This window comes from Stenotrophomonas africana, from assembly GCF_013004645.1.
GTDB classification, from domain to species: domain Bacteria; phylum Pseudomonadota; class Gammaproteobacteria; order Xanthomonadales; family Xanthomonadaceae; genus Stenotrophomonas; species Stenotrophomonas africana.
Genome location: NZ_JABEME010000001.1, coordinates 770,344 through 786,317, shown reverse-complemented (window position 1 = coordinate 786,317; position 15,974 = coordinate 770,344). Strand labels below are relative to the sequence as shown.

18 protein-coding genes, 1 tRNA gene and 1 other RNA gene are annotated in these 15,974 nt (G+C 61.0%); 13 read left to right on the top strand and 7 right to left on the bottom strand.

The window, feature by feature from the left end; all coding sequences use genetic code 11:
* Positions 1 to 12: 12 nt before the first annotated feature.
* Both rnhA and dnaQ read left to right on the top strand, forming a co-directional pair.
* A complete protein-coding gene (rnhA, locus tag HLA98_RS03945; RefSeq protein WP_032129326.1) occupies positions 13 to 465 on the top strand; it encodes a ribonuclease HI in 453 nt (150 codons plus the stop codon).
* A gap of 4 nt (positions 466 to 469) precedes the next feature.
* Complete coding sequence (gene dnaQ / locus HLA98_RS03940) at positions 470 to 1,201, top strand: DNA polymerase III subunit epsilon (RefSeq protein WP_057499978.1); 732 nt, start codon at positions 470 to 472, stop codon at positions 1,199 to 1,201.
* A 69-nt stretch (positions 1,202 to 1,270) separates the two neighbouring features.
* On the opposite strand, the gene HLA98_RS03935 is transcribed toward dnaQ, so the two are convergent.
* Positions 1,271 to 1,975 carry a PP2C family protein-serine/threonine phosphatase gene (locus HLA98_RS03935; RefSeq protein WP_005408277.1) on the bottom strand — a complete coding sequence of 235 codons (705 nt, stop codon included), beginning with the start codon at positions 1,973 to 1,975 and terminating at the stop codon, positions 1,271 to 1,273.
* 164 nt (positions 1,976 to 2,139) lie between these two features.
* Between HLA98_RS03935 and HLA98_RS03930 the strand changes: the two genes are divergently transcribed.
* The 5 genes from HLA98_RS03930 to HLA98_RS03910 all read left to right on the top strand — a co-directional run bounded on the left by HLA98_RS03930 (position 2,140) and on the right by HLA98_RS03910 (position 6,310).
* Positions 2,140 to 2,230, top strand: a tRNA-Ser gene (locus tag HLA98_RS03930).
* Positions 2,231 to 2,308: 78 nt separating this feature from the next.
* Positions 2,309 to 3,760: a site-specific integrase gene (locus HLA98_RS03925; RefSeq protein WP_129550569.1), complete on the top strand. Its 1,452-nt coding sequence runs from the start codon at positions 2,309 to 2,311 to the stop codon at positions 3,758 to 3,760.
* A 992-nt stretch (positions 3,761 to 4,752) separates the two neighbouring features.
* A complete protein-coding gene (locus tag HLA98_RS03920) occupies positions 4,753 to 5,076 on the top strand; it encodes a helix-turn-helix domain-containing protein (RefSeq protein ID WP_032969282.1) in 324 nt (107 codons plus the stop codon).
* 95 nt (positions 5,077 to 5,171) lie between these two features.
* The gene (locus HLA98_RS03915) at positions 5,172 to 5,891 is read left to right on the top strand and encodes a hypothetical protein (RefSeq protein WP_080392855.1); all 720 of its coding nucleotides are present in this window, start codon (positions 5,172 to 5,174) and stop codon (positions 5,889 to 5,891) included.
* A 20-nt stretch (positions 5,892 to 5,911) separates the two neighbouring features.
* On the top strand, positions 5,912 to 6,310 hold the full coding sequence (locus HLA98_RS03910) for a hypothetical protein (protein ID WP_057499981.1): 399 nt from the start codon (positions 5,912 to 5,914) through the stop codon (positions 6,308 to 6,310).
* A 42-nt stretch (positions 6,311 to 6,352) separates the two neighbouring features.
* On the opposite strand, the gene HLA98_RS03905 is transcribed toward HLA98_RS03910, so the two are convergent.
* The 4 genes from HLA98_RS03905 to HLA98_RS03890 form a co-directional block, all read right to left on the bottom strand.
* A complete protein-coding gene (locus HLA98_RS03905) occupies positions 6,353 to 7,039 on the bottom strand; it encodes a caspase family protein (protein ID WP_057499982.1) in 687 nt (228 codons plus the stop codon).
* A gap of 11 nt (positions 7,040 to 7,050) precedes the next feature.
* Positions 7,051 to 7,470: a hypothetical protein gene (locus tag HLA98_RS03900; protein WP_129550568.1), complete on the bottom strand. Its 420-nt coding sequence runs from the start codon at positions 7,468 to 7,470 to the stop codon at positions 7,051 to 7,053.
* Between the two features lie 102 nt (positions 7,471 to 7,572).
* Positions 7,573 to 7,815 (bottom strand): hypothetical protein, encoded by a 243-nt coding sequence (locus HLA98_RS03895; protein ID WP_057499983.1) that lies wholly within the window; start codon positions 7,813 to 7,815, stop codon positions 7,573 to 7,575.
* The gene (locus HLA98_RS03890) at positions 7,812 to 8,162 is read right to left on the bottom strand and encodes a conjugal transfer protein TraD (protein WP_057499984.1); all 351 of its coding nucleotides are present in this window, start codon (positions 8,160 to 8,162) and stop codon (positions 7,812 to 7,814) included. The genes HLA98_RS03895 and HLA98_RS03890 overlap by 4 nt, the downstream gene beginning before the upstream one ends.
* 246 nt (positions 8,163 to 8,408) lie before the next feature.
* On the opposite strand from HLA98_RS03890, the gene mobQ reads away from it, so the two are divergent.
* A complete protein-coding gene (mobQ, locus tag HLA98_RS03885) occupies positions 8,409 to 10,175 on the top strand; it encodes a MobQ family relaxase (RefSeq protein WP_170272454.1) in 1,767 nt (588 codons plus the stop codon).
* Positions 10,176 to 11,469: 1,294 nt separating this feature from the next.
* A complete protein-coding gene (locus HLA98_RS03880) occupies positions 11,470 to 11,874 on the top strand; it encodes a DUF6165 family protein (protein ID WP_057501955.1) in 405 nt (134 codons plus the stop codon).
* Between the two features lie 48 nt (positions 11,875 to 11,922).
* On the opposite strand, the gene HLA98_RS03875 is transcribed toward HLA98_RS03880, so the two are convergent.
* A complete protein-coding gene (locus tag HLA98_RS03875) occupies positions 11,923 to 12,969 on the bottom strand; it encodes a glycosyltransferase family 9 protein (RefSeq protein ID WP_049444043.1) in 1,047 nt (348 codons plus the stop codon).
* Between the two features lie 20 nt (positions 12,970 to 12,989).
* Between HLA98_RS03875 and HLA98_RS03870 the strand changes: the two genes are divergently transcribed.
* The 3 genes from HLA98_RS03870 to HLA98_RS03860 are packed head-to-tail and all read left to right on the top strand — an operon-like array spanning position 12,990 to position 14,892.
* The gene (locus HLA98_RS03870; protein WP_049444045.1) at positions 12,990 to 13,739 is read left to right on the top strand and encodes a 3-deoxy-D-manno-octulosonic acid kinase; all 750 of its coding nucleotides are present in this window, start codon (positions 12,990 to 12,992) and stop codon (positions 13,737 to 13,739) included.
* A complete protein-coding gene (locus tag HLA98_RS03865) occupies positions 13,739 to 14,506 on the top strand; it encodes an MBL fold metallo-hydrolase (protein WP_057501954.1) in 768 nt (255 codons plus the stop codon). The genes HLA98_RS03870 and HLA98_RS03865 overlap by 1 nt, the downstream gene beginning before the upstream one ends.
* Positions 14,503 to 14,892: a nuclear transport factor 2 family protein gene (locus HLA98_RS03860; RefSeq protein ID WP_057501953.1), complete on the top strand. Its 390-nt coding sequence runs from the start codon at positions 14,503 to 14,505 to the stop codon at positions 14,890 to 14,892. The genes HLA98_RS03865 and HLA98_RS03860 overlap by 4 nt, the downstream gene beginning before the upstream one ends.
* A gap of 79 nt (positions 14,893 to 14,971) precedes the next feature.
* Here the strand turns inward: HLA98_RS03860 and ffs are convergent.
* Positions 14,972 to 15,068: signal recognition particle sRNA small type (ffs, locus tag HLA98_RS03855), an RNA gene on the bottom strand.
* Between the two features lie 300 nt (positions 15,069 to 15,368).
* Between ffs and sugE the strand changes: the two genes are divergently transcribed.
* Positions 15,369 to 15,686, top strand: a complete 318-nt coding sequence (gene sugE, locus HLA98_RS03850) for a quaternary ammonium compound efflux SMR transporter SugE (RefSeq protein WP_049444051.1) — start codon at positions 15,369 to 15,371, stop codon at positions 15,684 to 15,686.
* Positions 15,687 to 15,974: the final 288 nt, after the last annotated feature.

Here is a 15,974-nt window from a genome sequence, read left to right as displayed (position 1 = left end):
TCTGGAGTTGTATTGAAAACCATCGAAATCCACACCGACGGTTCCTGCCTTGGCAATCCCGGCCCCGGCGGCTGGGCTGCGCTGCTGCGCTACAAGGGCCACGAGCGCGAACTGAGCGGTGGCGAGGCCCACACCACCAACAACCGGATGGAACTGATGGCGGCCATTTCCGGGCTGGAGTCGCTGACCGAGCCGTGCAACATCGTGCTCTATACCGATTCGCAGTACGTGCGGCAGGGCCTGACCCAGTGGATGCCGGGCTGGATCCGCAAGAACTGGAAGACCGCCGGCGGCGATCCGGTGAAGAACCGTGAGCTGTGGGAGCGCCTGCAGGCGGCCACGCTGCGGCATCAGATCGACTGGCGGTGGGTGAAAGGCCACTCCGGCGATCCGGACAATGAGCGGGTGGACACCCTGGCCCGCAACGCGGCGATCCAGATCCGCGACGCCAGCCCGGTAAACTGAGCCCATGCGTCAGATCATCCTCGATACCGAAACCACCGGCCTGGAGTGGAAGAAGGGCAACCGCATCGTCGAAATCGGCTGCGTGGAGCTGTTCAAGCGCCGCCCGACCGGCAACAACTATCACCAGTACATCAAGCCCGACTGTGAGTTCGAACAGGGCGCGCAGGAAGTCACCGGCCTGACCCTGGAATTCCTCGATGACAAGCCGGACTTCGCGCAGATCGCCGACGAGTTCCTGGCCTTCATCGATGGCGCCGAGCTGATCATCCACAACGCGGCGTTCGACCTCGGCTTCCTCGACAACGAGCTGTCGCTGCTCGGGCCGCAGTACGGGAAGATCACCGACCGCTGCACCGTGATCGATACCCTGGTGATGGCGCGCGAGCGCTTCCCGGGCCAGCGCAATTCGCTGGATGCGCTGTGCAAGCGGCTGGGCGTGGACAACTCGCACCGTGCACTGCATGGCGGCCTGCTCGATGCGCAGATCCTGGGCGATGTCTATATCGCGCTGACCTCGGGCCAGGAGGAAATCGGTTTCGGCCTGGGCGATGACGATGGCGGTGGCGCCGGTGCGGCGCTGCATGCCTTCGATACCAGCAAGCTGCTGCCGCGCCCACGCGTGGTGGCCACGCCGTCGGAACTGGAAGCGCATGCCGCCCGACTGGAGCGGCTGCGCAAGAAGGCTGGCCACGCGCTGTGGGATGGCCCGAAGGTGGAAGAACCCGCCAGCACGTAATGCCCGGGATGGGGTGGTGCGCGCCGCGGGCCGGCAGTGCCGTATCCACGCATGGCGTGGATCTACCGGTTAATGGCAGCGCACCAGGATCACGCTGATGTTGTCGCGCCCGCCGCCGTCGAGCGCGGCCGCGACCAACGTGTCCACGCATTCCTGTGCGCTGGCATCCTCGAAGGCGAGGGTGCGGGCGATGCCGCGGTCGTCCACTTCCTCGGTGAGGCCGTCACTGCATAGCAGCAGCTGCATGCCGGGGCGCAGCTCACCACTGGTGGTGGCCACGTTCAGATGCGCCGGATCGGTCACGCCCAGTGCCTGGGTGACCACGTTGCGATGCGGATGCGCGCGCGCCTGTTCGGCGGTCAGGTTGCCCTGCGCGACCAGTTCCTGCACCACGCTGTGGTCCTGGCTGAGCTGGGCCAGTTGGCCGTCGCGCCAAAGGTAGGCGCGGCTGTCGCCGACCCACGCCACTTCATAGCGGTTGCCCTGCACGCGCGCAGCGACCACGGTGGTGCCCATCGGCAGTGTGTCATTGCGACGGCGCGAGGCGCGGATGATCTCTTCGTCCGCGGTGCGGATGGCCTGCGCCAGCGGCGCGCCGCGGCGGATTTCGCGCACGATGGTTTCGCGCGCCAGCGCGCTGGCCACTTCGCCGCAGGCGTGCCCGCCCATGCCATCGGCCACCAGCCACAGGGCCAGCTCGCTGTCACCGTAGTAGGTGTCCTCGTTGAGCTCGCGGCGCATGCCGGGGTGGGTGAGGTGTCCGAATTCGATCATGGGGGCTGGGGCGGGGTGTTGCTGGGGAGACAGGCATCATCGGGTGGCTGCACGCATCCGGCAAGGCATGCGCTCAGGAAATTTTCACTTCGTTGGCCGGAATGACTTGTCGTCGGCCTCACTTCCTCGTATGATGCGCGTCCCCGGTCCGCCGGGGACCACCCGGAGAGGTGGCAGAGTGGTTGAATGTACCTGACTCGAAATCAGGCAGGCGTTTATAGCGCCTCGGGGGTTCGAATCCCCCCCTCTCCGCCAGATTGAACGAAGCGCCCGCCAGTCAATGACTTGCGGGCGTTTCTGTTTTGGGGCTCTTGGGCACTCGCTTGGACACTCATGCGATTGCCGAACTATCTCGTTGTTTCATCCACTGGCGTGTATCACTTCCGCTGGAAGGTCCCTAAGCGCTTCCAAGGCCCATTGGGCCTGAAGGTGGTGAAGCGCTCGCTCGGAACGCGCGACGCCCGTGTGGCGCATCTGCAAGCCCTTGTGCTCGCCTCCCGCTATGCTGTGGCTGCACAAGGGGGCGATATGGCAAAGAGCGTGGACGAATTGCTGCGCAGCGCGCAGAAGGGGCGGGCCGACTTTGAAGTCGTCGCTGGGCCCCATGGCTACTCGGTCAAAACGGACGGATCGGCGCAGGACAACGCAGCGGCCGTCGAGGCCGTCCGTCTTTTGAACGCCAATGGCGTGACTGCTGTCGGCGGTGCGCCTCTGGCTCCCAGCCAGCGTATTGCGCTGGAGATGGCTGTTGAAAAATGGGCCAAGACCCTGACCAGCGGGGCACGCAAAACTCCAGGCCAGAAACTAGAAGCGGTGCAGGCGTTTGTGGCGTGGAAGAACTCCACGCGCAAGCGCTCTCCCGCGCGCGTGGCGCTCGGTGACCTGTCCAAGACTGATTGCGCTGAGTGGGTTATCCACCTCAAACAGACACCCGCCGAGCGAACCGGTAAGCCGCTGGCGGACAGTTACATTGAGACCAAGACGCGGTGGCTGTCGTTGTTCTTTGACTGGGCCATGGCGGCGGGCTACTACCCTAAGGGCGACAACATTGCCCGAGGTCACATCAAAATCAGCAAGAAGGCCAAACGCTTGCAATCCAAAAAGACCGGCTGGCAGCCCTTCGACCTGCCACAACTGAAGTTGATTTTTAGTTACACGGCGCTTAAGGCCATGCGGCGGCAGTCGTCGCGCTGGGTGGCGGTGATTGCGTTGTACACCGGGGCGCGCAGCAATGAGATCGCGCAGTTGGAATTGGAGGATTTCAAAGTGGTGGATGGCGTCAAGTGCATCCACATCACCACCGAGGGCCAAGACAAGAGCCTAAAGACCGAAGCAAGCGAACGCGTCATTCCAATTCATCCGGACCTGTTGGGACTGGGCCTGTGGGCGCTTGTGGAGCGTTTGCGGGGAAGGGGCGAAAGCAAGTTGTTCCCCAATCTCACGTTTGACGCAAAGAACGGCCCGGCCAACGGACCGCAGAAGGCGTTCAGTCATCTTCTGAGCGAAACGCTGAAAATTTCCGCGCGTGGGGAAGGGCGCATTGGCTTGCACAGTTTCCGCAAGACCGTCATCCAGCGGATGCAAGACGCATTGGTGGGGAAGGAGTACCGCGTTGCCTACGTTGGGCATGAGGGCGGGCGGGAAACTGATGACGACCATTCCGCCGTGTACGGCAAGAAGATTTGTCCGGCTGTACTGTCCGCGCAATGTTTTCCGGCGTTGAACTGGGCAGAAGCCGGGGTGGTAAATATCGCCGCGCTGGCCCCGCTGTTTGCTCCTGAATAAGGCGCGGATGCGTGCGGGGCTCTGTCCCCGCGTGTGAATACTCCACAAAGACCCGACAGCCCCCAAGGGTGGGGGCGTCGTCGGAAGGGGGTTGGCTTTGAAGCCTCCTCGCGGGACGAGCGCCCCCCTACGGGCTGGCCGCATGCACGCTGTACCCCGTTGCTGAACCGCGCTGGCTTACTTGCCTGCCGTGACAAGCGGGGGAGGGGAGCGTTCCCCTCCCCCCGCGCCTGGCGGCGCTCCCCCACCGCCGACACTGCGGGCTGGCGCCGCCGTGTCACCTTCGCTTTGCTTCGGGCCTACCGGCCTTATGCACAACGTCGGTTTGCGGGCGCGCTGCGGGTAATAGGTGCCCCTAGGCAAACCCAAAAAGAAGTTTGACGTGCTTGAGATACTGTCCCGATGGACTTACATCGGCCTGACGTGTTTCCACGCCTGGGGTGTTCATGCCACCAGTCACCCCACACGACTACAGGCGCCGTGCTCTTCTCTTGGACCGCGCTCAGGCCCGTCTAGCGCGCGTTGCCATTGTCACCCTAGTGGGGTGAAAAATGGCGATACCTATGACCGTGTTCTCAGAATTCCAATTCTTAGACCTTGTGCTTCCTCACGTGGGTTTTTCACCACTCACTACAAGGCGGGACGTATGTTCGGTATCCGCAGGCCTTGCAGGTGATCGACATAGAGGCGGGTAAGGTAATTGACTTTTTGCAATGTTTCGCTAAGTTGAATTAACAGGAGCGAACGCTTGGGTATTGCAAATTGCGCTTTGCTTTACTCGCCTCAAGGTCGGTAAAACCTTGGGGCCATATATTCAAAATAATAAACCTCGCTTGTTTGTCAAGTGGGGTTTATTGTTTTTTCTTTGGCCCTCATCAAGGGGCGAAGTAGGCTCCAACCATCTTGATGGACCACTCTGCGTTTATCGTAGTATTCTTCGAGCCACTGGGTGGGCATGCTTTGTCGCTGTCTTAGCAAAGCCCTCGCAGCCTATGTCTTCCTCGATCTATGCGGCACGATTGCGCCAGGCCCGCTTGGCGGCTGGGCTGTCACAGATCAAGTTGGGCGAAATGATCGGACTGGATCAAAGCGTGGGCTCGCCTCGAATTAGCCGCTATGAGAAGGGGCATCACACCCCGGACATTGAAAGCGCCAAACAGATCGCTGACACGCTCGGCGTGCCGCTGCCGTTTTTCTTTGCCGAGGACGACCGCATGGCGCGACTGATCCTCATGTACGCAAAATTGGACGATCCCAGCAAGGATCGGCTTCTGCGCCGTTTGCGACGGCTGGTGGGCCCAACCCTGATTGACTGACGGCTGTCAGGAAATACCTGACACATCGGCTGTGCGCACAACTCTGCGTTTATCGTAGACTCGGGTCTCCACAACGGCCCGAGAGGGGGCAGAAGATGAAACGGACTTTGTTGGCGGTGTGCCTGTTGCCGCTCACTGCAAGCGTGTTTGCGCAGGCGGCTGCTGAACGTGATGGCCCCAAACCCGGTGGGATTGGAGCGTTCCTCAAGGGCGTGAAAGACAAGTTGGGTCTTCGTATCGAGTACCCCGACGGTGGCGGAAGCCTTGCAGGGGGTGGGGGCCTGTACACGCCGATCAGTGGCGGGCAGACGTTTGCGACGCTGTTCCGCAACGAAGACCACGACCAAGCCATTCAAGGGCGTTTGCAGTGGCCCCGGGCGGCGCTCACGTTCGTGGAATACGGGCGGAACCTGCCGTGCTGGACGGTCAAGGCCACGATCTGGACCAGTCCTACGGCATCCCGGGAGGAGACGTTCAAGACCTGCGCTGACGCCAAACTGACCAAGGCCAACGACCTGGGGGAGACCAGCACCTTTGGCCGGTCAATCGGGTTCGTCGGACTGTTGAACGCGCAGCCGCGCTTCGGTGCCGTTCCCACTACGGGCGGCAGTCGCACGCTCGGCCCCAATCCGCCTCGACTGCTGTTCCAAGTCGATGTGGATAAGCCCATGCGCGACAAAATGCGCGAAATCGTCATCAACGCGGCGTGGGTTTCGGGCTTCTACGGGCAGGGCAACGACCTGTCGCACGCGTCCATCTTCTATGACTACCGCATGTGGATCGCTGGCTTTGAGCCCAGCGGCAACCGTGGCTAATCGCACACCAAGGAGCAGGTATGGGCTACAAAATTACGGGTGAACTCACATTGTTGGGCGATGCGCAGTTCGGGCCGAACGGCGTTCGCCAGTACTCGGTGATCGAAATCGGTGGCAACGTCTATTCGAAATTCCGCGCGCCTGCTGGGATCAACACGTTTCTTGAAAAAGCGGTCTACACGAACGGCCCGACAACGCTCTACGTCGAAGGAAACTTCATCTACGGCGTTACAACGCCTGAGGGGAAGACCTATTGCTGGAAGAAGGAACCGTTTGGGTCACTGTTCCTGCTGGTGTTGGGCATCATCGGTCTGCCGTTCATGGGGATTGGGCTGATCTTCATCATTGGGGCGATGAAAGAATTGTCCATCAACGGGGGCAGCAACTTCCTGCTCAAACATGGGGCTATGCGCGTTTGATCTCGCTTGCCCCCGCCTATGAAGGCGGGGGCAATTGGAGGCTTAGGAGACTGCCATAACCAAATTTTGAGAACTCAGGTGTCGTCCTGAAACGATCTCCGGATTCTGGGTAAGATTGGATCGCCTGCGCACCAGGGCGGCAGCCGTCTCATGCGCCTTATTGAAGGTGAGGAACGGCTCGGAACTGCTCATCGCTGTTCTAAACAGAGCCTGTGTGTAGTAGCCGCCATCTTCATCCTCGGACGATACTTCATTGGAAGCGCAGCCATAAAGCTTAAGCTGCTGCTCTGCGGCGTTCATGATCATTCTGTCGTACGTCGCACGTGTGTCTTTATACGCCTCAGTGACCGAGTCAAACGCAAGCGATTCAAGTGCGGGAGTGTCGCCAACCCGGCAGCAATCAAAGATTGAAACCTGACGCTTCGCTAGGTTGAAAAGAATGGAGCTTGAAATAGTCTCTTCTTTAGGGTTGATCTCAAGAATAAGGCTGTTAACTGCTTGGCCGCCATGGCCGCTGAAGTGAACGATAACAAAATCATAGTTATCCACCTTCGCCATGGCCAGCTTTACAATGAGATCGTCTTTTGATGGATTGATTAGATAATCAATTTCATCTTGACGCCAATGGCCGCCACGAGGCGAGGTGAGGAATGATCGAACTAGTTCGACATCTAAAATGGTGCCCTTGAGGTCGCCGTTGTTGGCGATTAGAAACGCTTTTCGCTTCACCTTTTAATTCCTTAAATGTAAGAGTTTACGATTTCAACGAACTTGGGATCATACTCATCCTTTGTTCCGTATGGGTCGGTTGGGTCCTTCCAGTAAAGTTTGTGGCAGCGAATCCAGGTCTTTATCGCCACATATGATTCGATTTTTTTCTTATTATATTTGTGGTATTTGCATACTCGTGAAAAATAATTGAATAGTAGCGTGCAGTAATGCTCGTAGCGCTCATGCTTCTCATCGCCATCATGCTTGCTGTTCCAAGTGCTCGTGTATGAGTCGCTTTCCAAATAAGGGTACTGAATTGAAATCTTGAGAAGGCCGTCTAGTTGGTCATCTAGACTTTTCTTTGCATTGCTTTTTGCGATCAGTAGTGTCACAGACGCAGAGGTTGCTGCGGAAACAATAGTTGCGATGGCAGCGGAGGTCACGTCCACATCTAAGTCCTTTGGGTGTGGCTGGGCGTTGGTAGCGGGCGAATGGCTAGCGTATTCCAAATTCTCGCAACTGTGAATAGGTTGTGAGTGTCTGCGCTACTTTTACCTTTTGCCTCCAAAACTCTGACCGAGTTCTGTGGATTTTTGCGCTGTGCCATCGCCGGCCCCTTCTGCGGAAGGGGGCAGCGACGCGACAATTTGATCCATGAGTTCGTCGGGCCACATGCAGCCCGCGTGCATCATGTAGCGGTTTACAAAATGGGCATGGTTACGCTCGATGATGGATCTAATAATGCTCAACTGATAGGGAGTGAGAGAGTGGTCCTGAGAAAGGGGCTGGCTCATTTCTTGGCCCTCGCTGCTTCGCGGGCTTCGAAGTGTGAAACTCCAATTTCCTTTAGTGCAGGCAATCTGTCCGGCGTGAGGTTGCGCAGGGCTACCAAGAGAAGTCCGCACAATTCAGCCGGATCCATCTGATCGGCGCCCGCTGCGATCACGACACCCCCAAGTTCGATCTTGCGGTGGGCGTCCTTCTGGCGGGTCCAATTCACGGCCTGAGCCAATCGTACTCGTTTCTGGGCATTGGCCTCCCGCGTCCGCTCGCGCTTGTTCTTTAGGTTTAACTGAGCCTTGAGTTGCCTTGCGCGCTTGTCGGCGTCCGCTGCTCGCTCCTCCAACGATTTCTTTTTCATAAATTTTCCTGATTTGGATGTTCTCTCAGATAAACAGAAAAATTGGATTCGACAAGTCCCGATTTCCTGTTTAAATAAATAAAGGCCGCGCTTCTGAGTGCGGGTTCTTTGAAAAGGTCCGACAGGGCCTATTAAAAGCGCAGTTATGTTTTCCCCCTTCGGGTGAAAACCTGCGGTCAGGGGCTCCGCCCCCGACACCCCAAGGAGCCAAAAGCGGCTTTGTTGGGTTTTTTGGGAAAAAGCGTCATGGCCATTTATCACTGTTCGATCAAAAGCATCAGCCGGGGCCAAGGAAGCAGCGTCACCGCCGCCGCTGCCTACCGGGCCGGCATTCGGATCGAGGACGACACCACGGGGCTCGTACACGACTACACCCGGAAGAAGGGCGTGGTGTCGGTGGACATGCTGGCCCCGGTCGGTGCCCCGACCTGGGTTGCTGATCCCAGCATGCTGTGGAACGCGGCCGAGGCCACTGAAACGCGAAAGAACGCGCGGGTGGGCCGGGAGATGATTGTGGCGTTGCCACACGAAATGAGCGACGCGCAGCGGCGTGAACTGGCGGTTGGGATTGGGCAAATGCTGGTGGACCGCTATAACGTGGCCGCCCAAGTTGCATTGCACGCGCCGGATAAAGAGGGCGACCAGCGCAACCACCACGCCCATATTCTTTTCACGTCCCGTCAGGTTGGGGCAGAGGGCTTGGGCGCGTACGCGTCCAAGGTCCTCGACGATTTCAAGCAGGGCAGGAAGGAAGTTACCGCGCTGCGCGCAGCAGTCGCTCAGATCGTGAACCGGCATTTAGAGCGTGGAGGCTACTTCGAACGCGTGGACGCCCGTTCTCTGGTAGACCAGAACCTAGACGCCATAAAGCAAGGGGATTGGGCGAAAGCCCGAGAAACAGATCGCCTGCCCACGGTTAAAGAGGGGCACGCCCCGGGGCAGAGGCGCGCTCGGCGCGCCATCAATGCCCGCATTCGCAACAGCAACGCCGCCACGCAGCGCAAGTGGGACATGTGGGAGCAGAAAGCCCGCAACGAAGGACGTTTGATGCCCGCTGCCAACGACACCCAAACCGAAATCAGGAGTAATAATGGAAAAAGCCACCAATCCCGAACCCGACCAAACAAGCAACGCGCTTGCCCCCCTCTCACCCGAGATCACGTCGATACTTGTCGATTGCGATCTGACAGCGATGGCGCCGAGCCGGTGCTTCGAGTGCCAGTTGGCAACCGTCTTGCAACTCTCAAGCCTCGATGGGGGGAACAACGCAGTGGTGGTCCACTGCGGGGCAATGAACCGCGACATAGAAGTGCTGGTGCGTCGCTGCACGGCGTTCCAGCCGCACACCTAGCCGTTGGTGGCGGTTCCGGTGGTGGGCGCGTCCGGCTGACCATCGACGGAGATGCAACCTCCCGGCAAGCACTGGTGCTTGTGCAAGAGCGTTTGGATTTAGAGGAGGAGGCACGCCAATCGATTAGACGTCAAGAACGTGAAACGGAGACATTGCTGGCGGCGTTTTCGAGTGCTGATGCTATTCGCTTAAGAGAAGCGCAGAGACAAATTGCTCGATGCCAGGCTTGGTTGGCGGACAACGAGCACGAGGAGCAGCGGCGGTTCCGGGAGCGGGAGAGGCGCAAGCGCGAAGTTGAGACGGTTGAAGCCTCGCTGCGCCATTGGAAGGTGGCCAATCCTGAGCCATGGCGCTACTGGCCTGCGCACAAGCGTTGGGTTGCGGACTTGGAAGAGCAGCGGGCTCCGCTGCGCGCGGCTCGGAAGCGCTACGAGGAGGCGAGGGCAGCCGCTGATCTGCCAGCCTTGGAGGCGTTGCACCAAGAGCGAAGTAGAATGCAGAGAGCGCTGGCGCGAGCCGAAGTTGTTCGCAGTGACCTTTTAGTGCGTGGTGCGCCCGCTTCCCCACAGAACTCAAATGTGCCGGCAGTGCCTGTTCCGTTCCGTAAAGGTCGAGATCTGTCGGACAAGGACGCGACGCGGCGCGTGCCAAGGGTTCTGTAGGGCGAGAGATTTCATCCGACTGATTGGTAAGATACGCCCAAACGGGGGGTGCCAATGAGCGTGATAAAAAAGGTCTGGAAAGATCCTGTCGGAAGCGCGGTAATCGCGGGGGCAATTCTGGCAGTCGCCGGAGCGGGTATTGCAACAATTCAAGGCTGGTGGCCGAAGATCGGCGTGGGCGTCTTTGATGCGGCGAAATGGCTTGTGCGGTCATCTTCCCATCCCAATTGGCTACTTATTGTTCTGTGGCTGTCGACACTGAGTGCAGCCTTCGCATTGGTAGCAATGGCCATAGAGCGTTGGCGTGGAGTAGATGAGCCACCTATTACTTGGCGGAGTTACTGTCGTGACAACTTTCGAGGAGTTGCTTGGCAATGGACTTACACTGGGGGAAGTCACGCGAAGATTGAGCGTCTGACACCCCTGTGTCCATCATGCGAATGCATACTGATGCGCAAGGATCATGACTATTACTCCGGAAACTTTGCATATGGCTTGTATTGCACACATTGCGAAAAGAGTGTTGCGGATTTCAATGAGGACTATTATCAACTGACCCAAAGTGTTGAGATACTGATTGATCGTAACGTGCGTAGCGGAGACTGGAGGAGGGGGGTTAGCGCAGCGTCATCGGCTGGCTGACGGCTTCGTTCTCCCCGGCCTGCGGGCAGGGCGGGCTTTCCCATGATACGGGGGACTGCTATCGTGGACACTTCCTTGGACACCTTGCGCGGGTGCCTCGGGCGCCAAGTCAAGCGTGGCAAGGGTTTCGGGGGAGTGTGTGGCTGAGACTCCCCCCCTCTCCGCCAGATAAAGAAAAAGGGCTGCCGAAAGGCGGCCCTTTTTCTTTATCTGGCGCGGGACGCGACGCGCTTTGCGCGTCGCCCCAAACGTTGCCGTGCAACGTTCGGGCCCCTCCCTTTGCCGGCCTCTCCCCGCCCCTGTCGGGGCAGCCCCTCAACAGAGGGGCTTGTTTCTCCAGATGCATCCGTAGATCCACGTCATGCGTGGATGGACAGCGCGAGTTGCGCTGTAGTGACCATGTCCTGATCTGGCGCGTCGCCCCAAACGTTGCCGTGCAACGTTCGGGCCCCTCCCTTTGCCGGCCTCTCCCCGCCCCTGTCGGGGCAGCCCCTCAACAGAGGGGCTTGTTCCTCCAGATGCATCCGTAGATCCACGTCATGCGTGGATGCTGTTCCTGCCGAGCTGGACCATCCACGCATGGCGTGGATGTACCCATTTCATCGCGAGCTGCGGGTTAAACTGCCTGCATCACCTGCTGGAGCTTTTTCCCATGACCGCTGAAATCCTCGTCCCCGTTTCATTCGGCGAGCTGCTGGACAAGATCTCGATCCTGCAGATCAAGTCCGAGCGCATCAGCGACGAGAGCAAGCTGGCCAATGTGCGCAAGGAGCTGTCGGCGCTCGAGCAGACCTGGATGGCGCACCCGGCGGCGGTGAAAGACATCGCCAAGCTGCGTGCCGAGCTGAAGGCGGTCAACGAGCAGCTGTGGGACATCGAGGACGACATCCGGCTGAAGGAGAAGGCGCAGGCGTTCGACCAGGGTTTCATCGACCTGGCGCGCAGCGTCTACCTGCGCAACGACGAACGCGCGCGCATCAAGAAGGCGATCAACCTGGCGCTGGGTTCGGCGTACGTGGAAGAGAAGTCCTACCAGGATTACGCGCAGCGCGCGTAATCCCGGCCAAAGAGTGGATCCACGCCATCCGTGGATGGGGTCTGCCGCTCACCCCAGGTGGTCGGCGACGTAGCGTTCGAACGCGGCGATACCGTCGTCGACGGTGATCAGTTCCATCACATCGTCGAACTCGATCTTGGTGCCCCACTTCAGATCCGCGGCCTGCTTGGCCAGGTACTTGCGCGCGGCATCATCGTAGCGGTCCACGCAGTAGCGGCGGTCGGAATAGGGGCCGCTGCGGTTCGGATTGCTGGCCGCATGCAGGCCCAGTACCTTGGCGCCCATCGCGTTGGCGATGTGCATCGGGCCCGAGTCCGGAGTCATCACCAGATTGGCGCGGGCCAGCAGCGCCGGCAGCTGCTTCAAGGTGTCCTTGCCGACCAGGTCCAGCGCCGGTGTGTGCAGCTGCGCCTGGATGGCATCGGCCATGCTGCGCTCCAGTTCGCTGCGGCCACCGCACAGCACCACCCGCCAGCCGCGCTGTGCGGCATGGTTGGCCACGGCTGCATAGCGGTCTGCATACCAGTTGCGGCGCACGTGGCTGGAACAGGGTGAGATCATCAGTACCGGTCGGCCATCGTCCTGCCATTGCGCGGCGGCCCACTCATACGCGGACTGCGGTACGGCCAGGTCCCAGCTGACCTCGGTCTGGCGCAGGCCAAGGGGTTCACAGAAGCTGCCGATGGCGTCCAGCACATGGATGCCGGGGCGGTCCGGGATGCGCTCGTTGATGAACAGGCCATGCAGATCCTTTGATCGGCTGCGGTCGTAGCCGATGCGACGCTCTGCGGGAATGAAGGCCGACAGCAGGTTGGCGCGGAACGCCACCTGCATCTGCAGCAGCGCTTCGAAGCGCCCGGGCGGCAGCTGCCTGCGCAGTTCCTTGACCCCGGCCATGCCGCTTTTCTTGTCGTAGGCATGGAAGGTGACGCCGGGCAGGCCGTCGAGCAGCTTGTGGCCGGCCTTGTCGATGATCCAGTGGATCGGCGTGTCCGGGCGTGCGGCCTGCAGGGTGCGCACGAGGGGCACCACGTGGGTGACATCGCCAAGTGCGGACAAGCGCAGGAGGCACAAGGAGGAGGACGCTGATGCCATGTGTTGTTAGACTCAATGAAATGGTCGCATTCGACGCCAATGAAGCGCTGACGCCATGCCGCGAGGGTCGCGGCATCGGGGCCATTCTGTTCGACCGCGAGCGGCTGCGGCAAGCCGAGATCGGCCTGTTCTCGCCCCAGCACTGGGGCAGCAAGGCCCGGCCGGTGGACGAGGGCGGGCGCGGCAGCGCCTGGTTCGTCGATGCGCCGTTCGGTGCCAGCGTGCTGCGCCATTACCTGCGCGGCGGCATGGCGGCCCGTATCAGCCACGACCAGTACCTCTGGCGTGGCGCGGACCGGACCCGCAGCTTCGCTGAATTCCGCTTGATGCGCGCACTGCGCGAGAAAAAGCTGCCGGTGCCACGGCCGATCGCTGCGTTCTACATGCGCGAGGGCCTTCGCTATCGGGCCGCGATCCTGATGGAGCGGCTCGAGGGCGTGCGCTCGCTGGCCGACCGGGCATTGGTCACCGGCCGGGGCGCCCCCTGGGAGGAGACCGGACGGCTGATCGCCCGTTTCCACCGTGCCGGCCTGGACCATGCCGACCTCAACGCGCACAACATCCTGTTTGATGGCAGTGGCCATGGCTGGCTGATCGACTTCGACCGTGGGGTGATCCGCATCCCGGCCACCGGCTGGCGCGAACGCAACCTCAAGCGCCTGCTGCGCTCGCTGATCAAGCTGCGCGGCGAGCGCAGCATGGAAGACGTACAGAAGGACTACGCGCGACTGCGCCGCGCCTATGACATGGCCTGGAACCGGGGCACCTGATGGACTGGTCGTTGCGTTTCCTCGGCGTCGGCAATGCGTCGGCGGTCGAGCTGGGATCGCCCATGTCGGTGATCGAGCGGGACGGGCGTCCGTGGCTGACCATCGACTGTGGCGGTGAAGGCCTGACCGCATTCAAGGCGCACTACGGCCACATGCCGCAGGCGTTGTTCGTCACCCATGTGCACCTGGACCACGTGGCGGGCTTTGAGCGGCTGTTCGTCGACACCTTCTTCAATTCCCACCGGCGCGGCAAGGTGCGCCTGTACGTGCCCGCCACGGTGGTGCCGCTGCTGCACAAGCGTATCGGTGACTATCCGAACGTGCTGGCCGAGGGCGGGGCGAACTTCTGGGATGCCTTCCAGCTGGTCGTGGTGGGCGAGGCGTTCTGGCATGAGGGGGTGCGCCTGGAGGTGTTTCCGGTGCGCCACCACTGGCCGGAGACGGCCTATGGCCTGCGCCTGCAGGGCGCGTTGACCTGGAGCGGTGATACCCGGCCGGTTCCGGAGATGCTGGCCCGCTTCGCCAATGACAACGAACTGATCGCGCACGACTGCGGCCTGCACGGCAACCCGTCGCATACCGGCGTGGACGATCTGGAGCGCGAGTACAGCGCGGAACTGCAGGCGCGGATGATGCTCTACCACTATGCGAGCGTGGCCGATGGCCAGGTGCTGGCCGCGCGGGGGCATCGCGTGGCGCAGCCGGGGCAGTGCGTGCCGCTGGCCACCCCCACTGCACCGCACGTGCTGGCGCAGGATCCGCCGTGAGCGGTGCTGGCCAGCACGCCGACGTGGCGCTCGCCGCCGAACTGGAGGCGCTGGAACGCGCGCTGCATGCGCCGCAGGTGCGGGGTGATCGCGAGTCCCTTGCGGCCCTGCTGGACGAGGATTTCAGCGAGATCGGCAGTTCCGGGCAATGCTACGGCCGTGATGCGGCGTTGCAGGAGATCCCGTTGGAGCGCGCGCAGGTGCTGATCGAATCGGAACGGTACGCGGTGTGGTTGTTGGCCGACGGTCTGGCCCAGGTGCGCTACCGCAGCCGCCATCACGTCGATGGGCAGGCGCAGCGCTGGGTGCTGCGCAGCTCGCTGTGGCGCCGGCAGGGGCAACGGTGGCGCATGGTGTTCCATCAGGGCACGCCCGAGGCACCGTAGCAACGGACCATGCCCGGCAAGGGGCGCCAACCAAGCTTGGTATCTATCAGAGGCGGGGCGTCGCCGCAAAAAGGCGATGGCCCCGCCGGCTGACCTCGGCGCCCGCGTCGATCGATACCGTTGCTGCCTTCCGGCCCTGGCGGGATTTTCGACCTAGCGTCGCGAGGGGCCGACGGGGCCACCATAGAGACGTTGGCCGCCCAGCAGGCGGCCGGTTCACGGATCAGGGGAAGCAGCGCGCGATGCGCCGGAGACCACAGCCGGACTGCACATCGGCTGGCCGATGGCAGACCGCAACTATAGCGCAGGCAGGTACATCGGCGCCAGCTTCACGCACTGAATCGGCTGTAACCCGTTCCCGGCAACGGCGGCCGGGGCTGGCCGCCGTTGCTAGAATGCCGGCCAGGAGGAACGACCTCCCCCGCATCGGGAATCAATGACCAGGACGGCCTGGCCCTACCAAGAGGAGGGCCGTCATGGCCTGGATCTATCTGTTGTTTGCCGGCCTGCTGGAAATCGTCTGGGCCGTGTCCATGAAGCAGTCCGAAGGCTTCACCAGGCTTACCCCCACCGTGGTCACGATCATCGGCATGATCGCCAGCTTCTGGCTGCTGGCGGTGGCCATGCGCAGCCTGCCGTTGGGCACTGCCTACACGATCTGGACCGGCATCGGCGCGGTCGGCGCGTTCGTGGTCGGCATCGTGTTTCTGGGTGAGCAGGTCAGCCCGATGCGGATCGGGGCCGCAGCGCTGATCGTTTCCGGCCTGGTGCTGATGAAACTCTCCAGTAGCTGAATTTATTTACTCATGGCGGGGAATGGATTCTCCGCCGCATGCAGCGATATGCATTTTCGGCAAAACTATTTTGTCCGCCCGTTTTATTTGACGCACGTCATAAAAATAGCGAGCGTGATTCACATGCCGCTGGCGCTGTCGGTCGCACAGTGCCGCCATTCGTCGGGCGAAATCGGGGAGTTTTCGCCTTGAGGGACACGCTGTCGTACCTGTCCCCGGGTGCGATCGCGTGAAGATGTGAAGATTTTCAGGAGTTAATGCCTTCAAACCTTGTTCCCGTATTGGGAG

Excerpts from the sequence above, each read along its gene's own strand:
- dnaQ (WP_057499978.1), top strand. The coding sequence starts at position 470 with ATGCGTCAGATCATCCTCGATACCGAAACCACCGGCCTGGAGTGGAAG.
- HLA98_RS03935 (WP_005408277.1), bottom strand. The coding sequence starts at position 1,975 with ATGATCGAATTCGGACACCTCACCCACCCCGGCATGCGCCGCGAGCTC.
- HLA98_RS03925 (WP_129550569.1), top strand. The coding sequence starts at position 2,309 with ATGCGATTGCCGAACTATCTCGTTGTTTCATCCACTGGCGTGTATCAC.
- HLA98_RS03920 (WP_032969282.1), top strand. The coding sequence starts at position 4,753 with ATGTCTTCCTCGATCTATGCGGCACGATTGCGCCAGGCCCGCTTGGCG.
- HLA98_RS03915 (WP_080392855.1), top strand. The coding sequence starts at position 5,172 with ATGAAACGGACTTTGTTGGCGGTGTGCCTGTTGCCGCTCACTGCAAGC.
- HLA98_RS03910 (WP_057499981.1), top strand. The coding sequence starts at position 5,912 with ATGGGCTACAAAATTACGGGTGAACTCACATTGTTGGGCGATGCGCAG.
- HLA98_RS03895 (WP_057499983.1), bottom strand. The coding sequence starts at position 7,815 with ATGAGCCAGCCCCTTTCTCAGGACCACTCTCTCACTCCCTATCAGTTG.
- HLA98_RS03890 (WP_057499984.1), bottom strand. The coding sequence starts at position 8,162 with ATGAAAAAGAAATCGTTGGAGGAGCGAGCAGCGGACGCCGACAAGCGC.
- mobQ (WP_170272454.1), top strand. The coding sequence starts at position 8,409 with ATGGCCATTTATCACTGTTCGATCAAAAGCATCAGCCGGGGCCAAGGA.
- HLA98_RS03880 (WP_057501955.1), top strand. The coding sequence starts at position 11,470 with ATGACCGCTGAAATCCTCGTCCCCGTTTCATTCGGCGAGCTGCTGGAC.
- HLA98_RS03875 (WP_049444043.1), bottom strand. The coding sequence starts at position 12,969 with ATGGCATCAGCGTCCTCCTCCTTGTGCCTCCTGCGCTTGTCCGCACTT.
- HLA98_RS03870 (WP_049444045.1), top strand. The coding sequence starts at position 12,990 with ATGGTCGCATTCGACGCCAATGAAGCGCTGACGCCATGCCGCGAGGGT.
- HLA98_RS03865 (WP_057501954.1), top strand. The coding sequence starts at position 13,739 with ATGGACTGGTCGTTGCGTTTCCTCGGCGTCGGCAATGCGTCGGCGGTC.
- sugE (WP_049444051.1), top strand. The coding sequence starts at position 15,369 with ATGGCCTGGATCTATCTGTTGTTTGCCGGCCTGCTGGAAATCGTCTGG.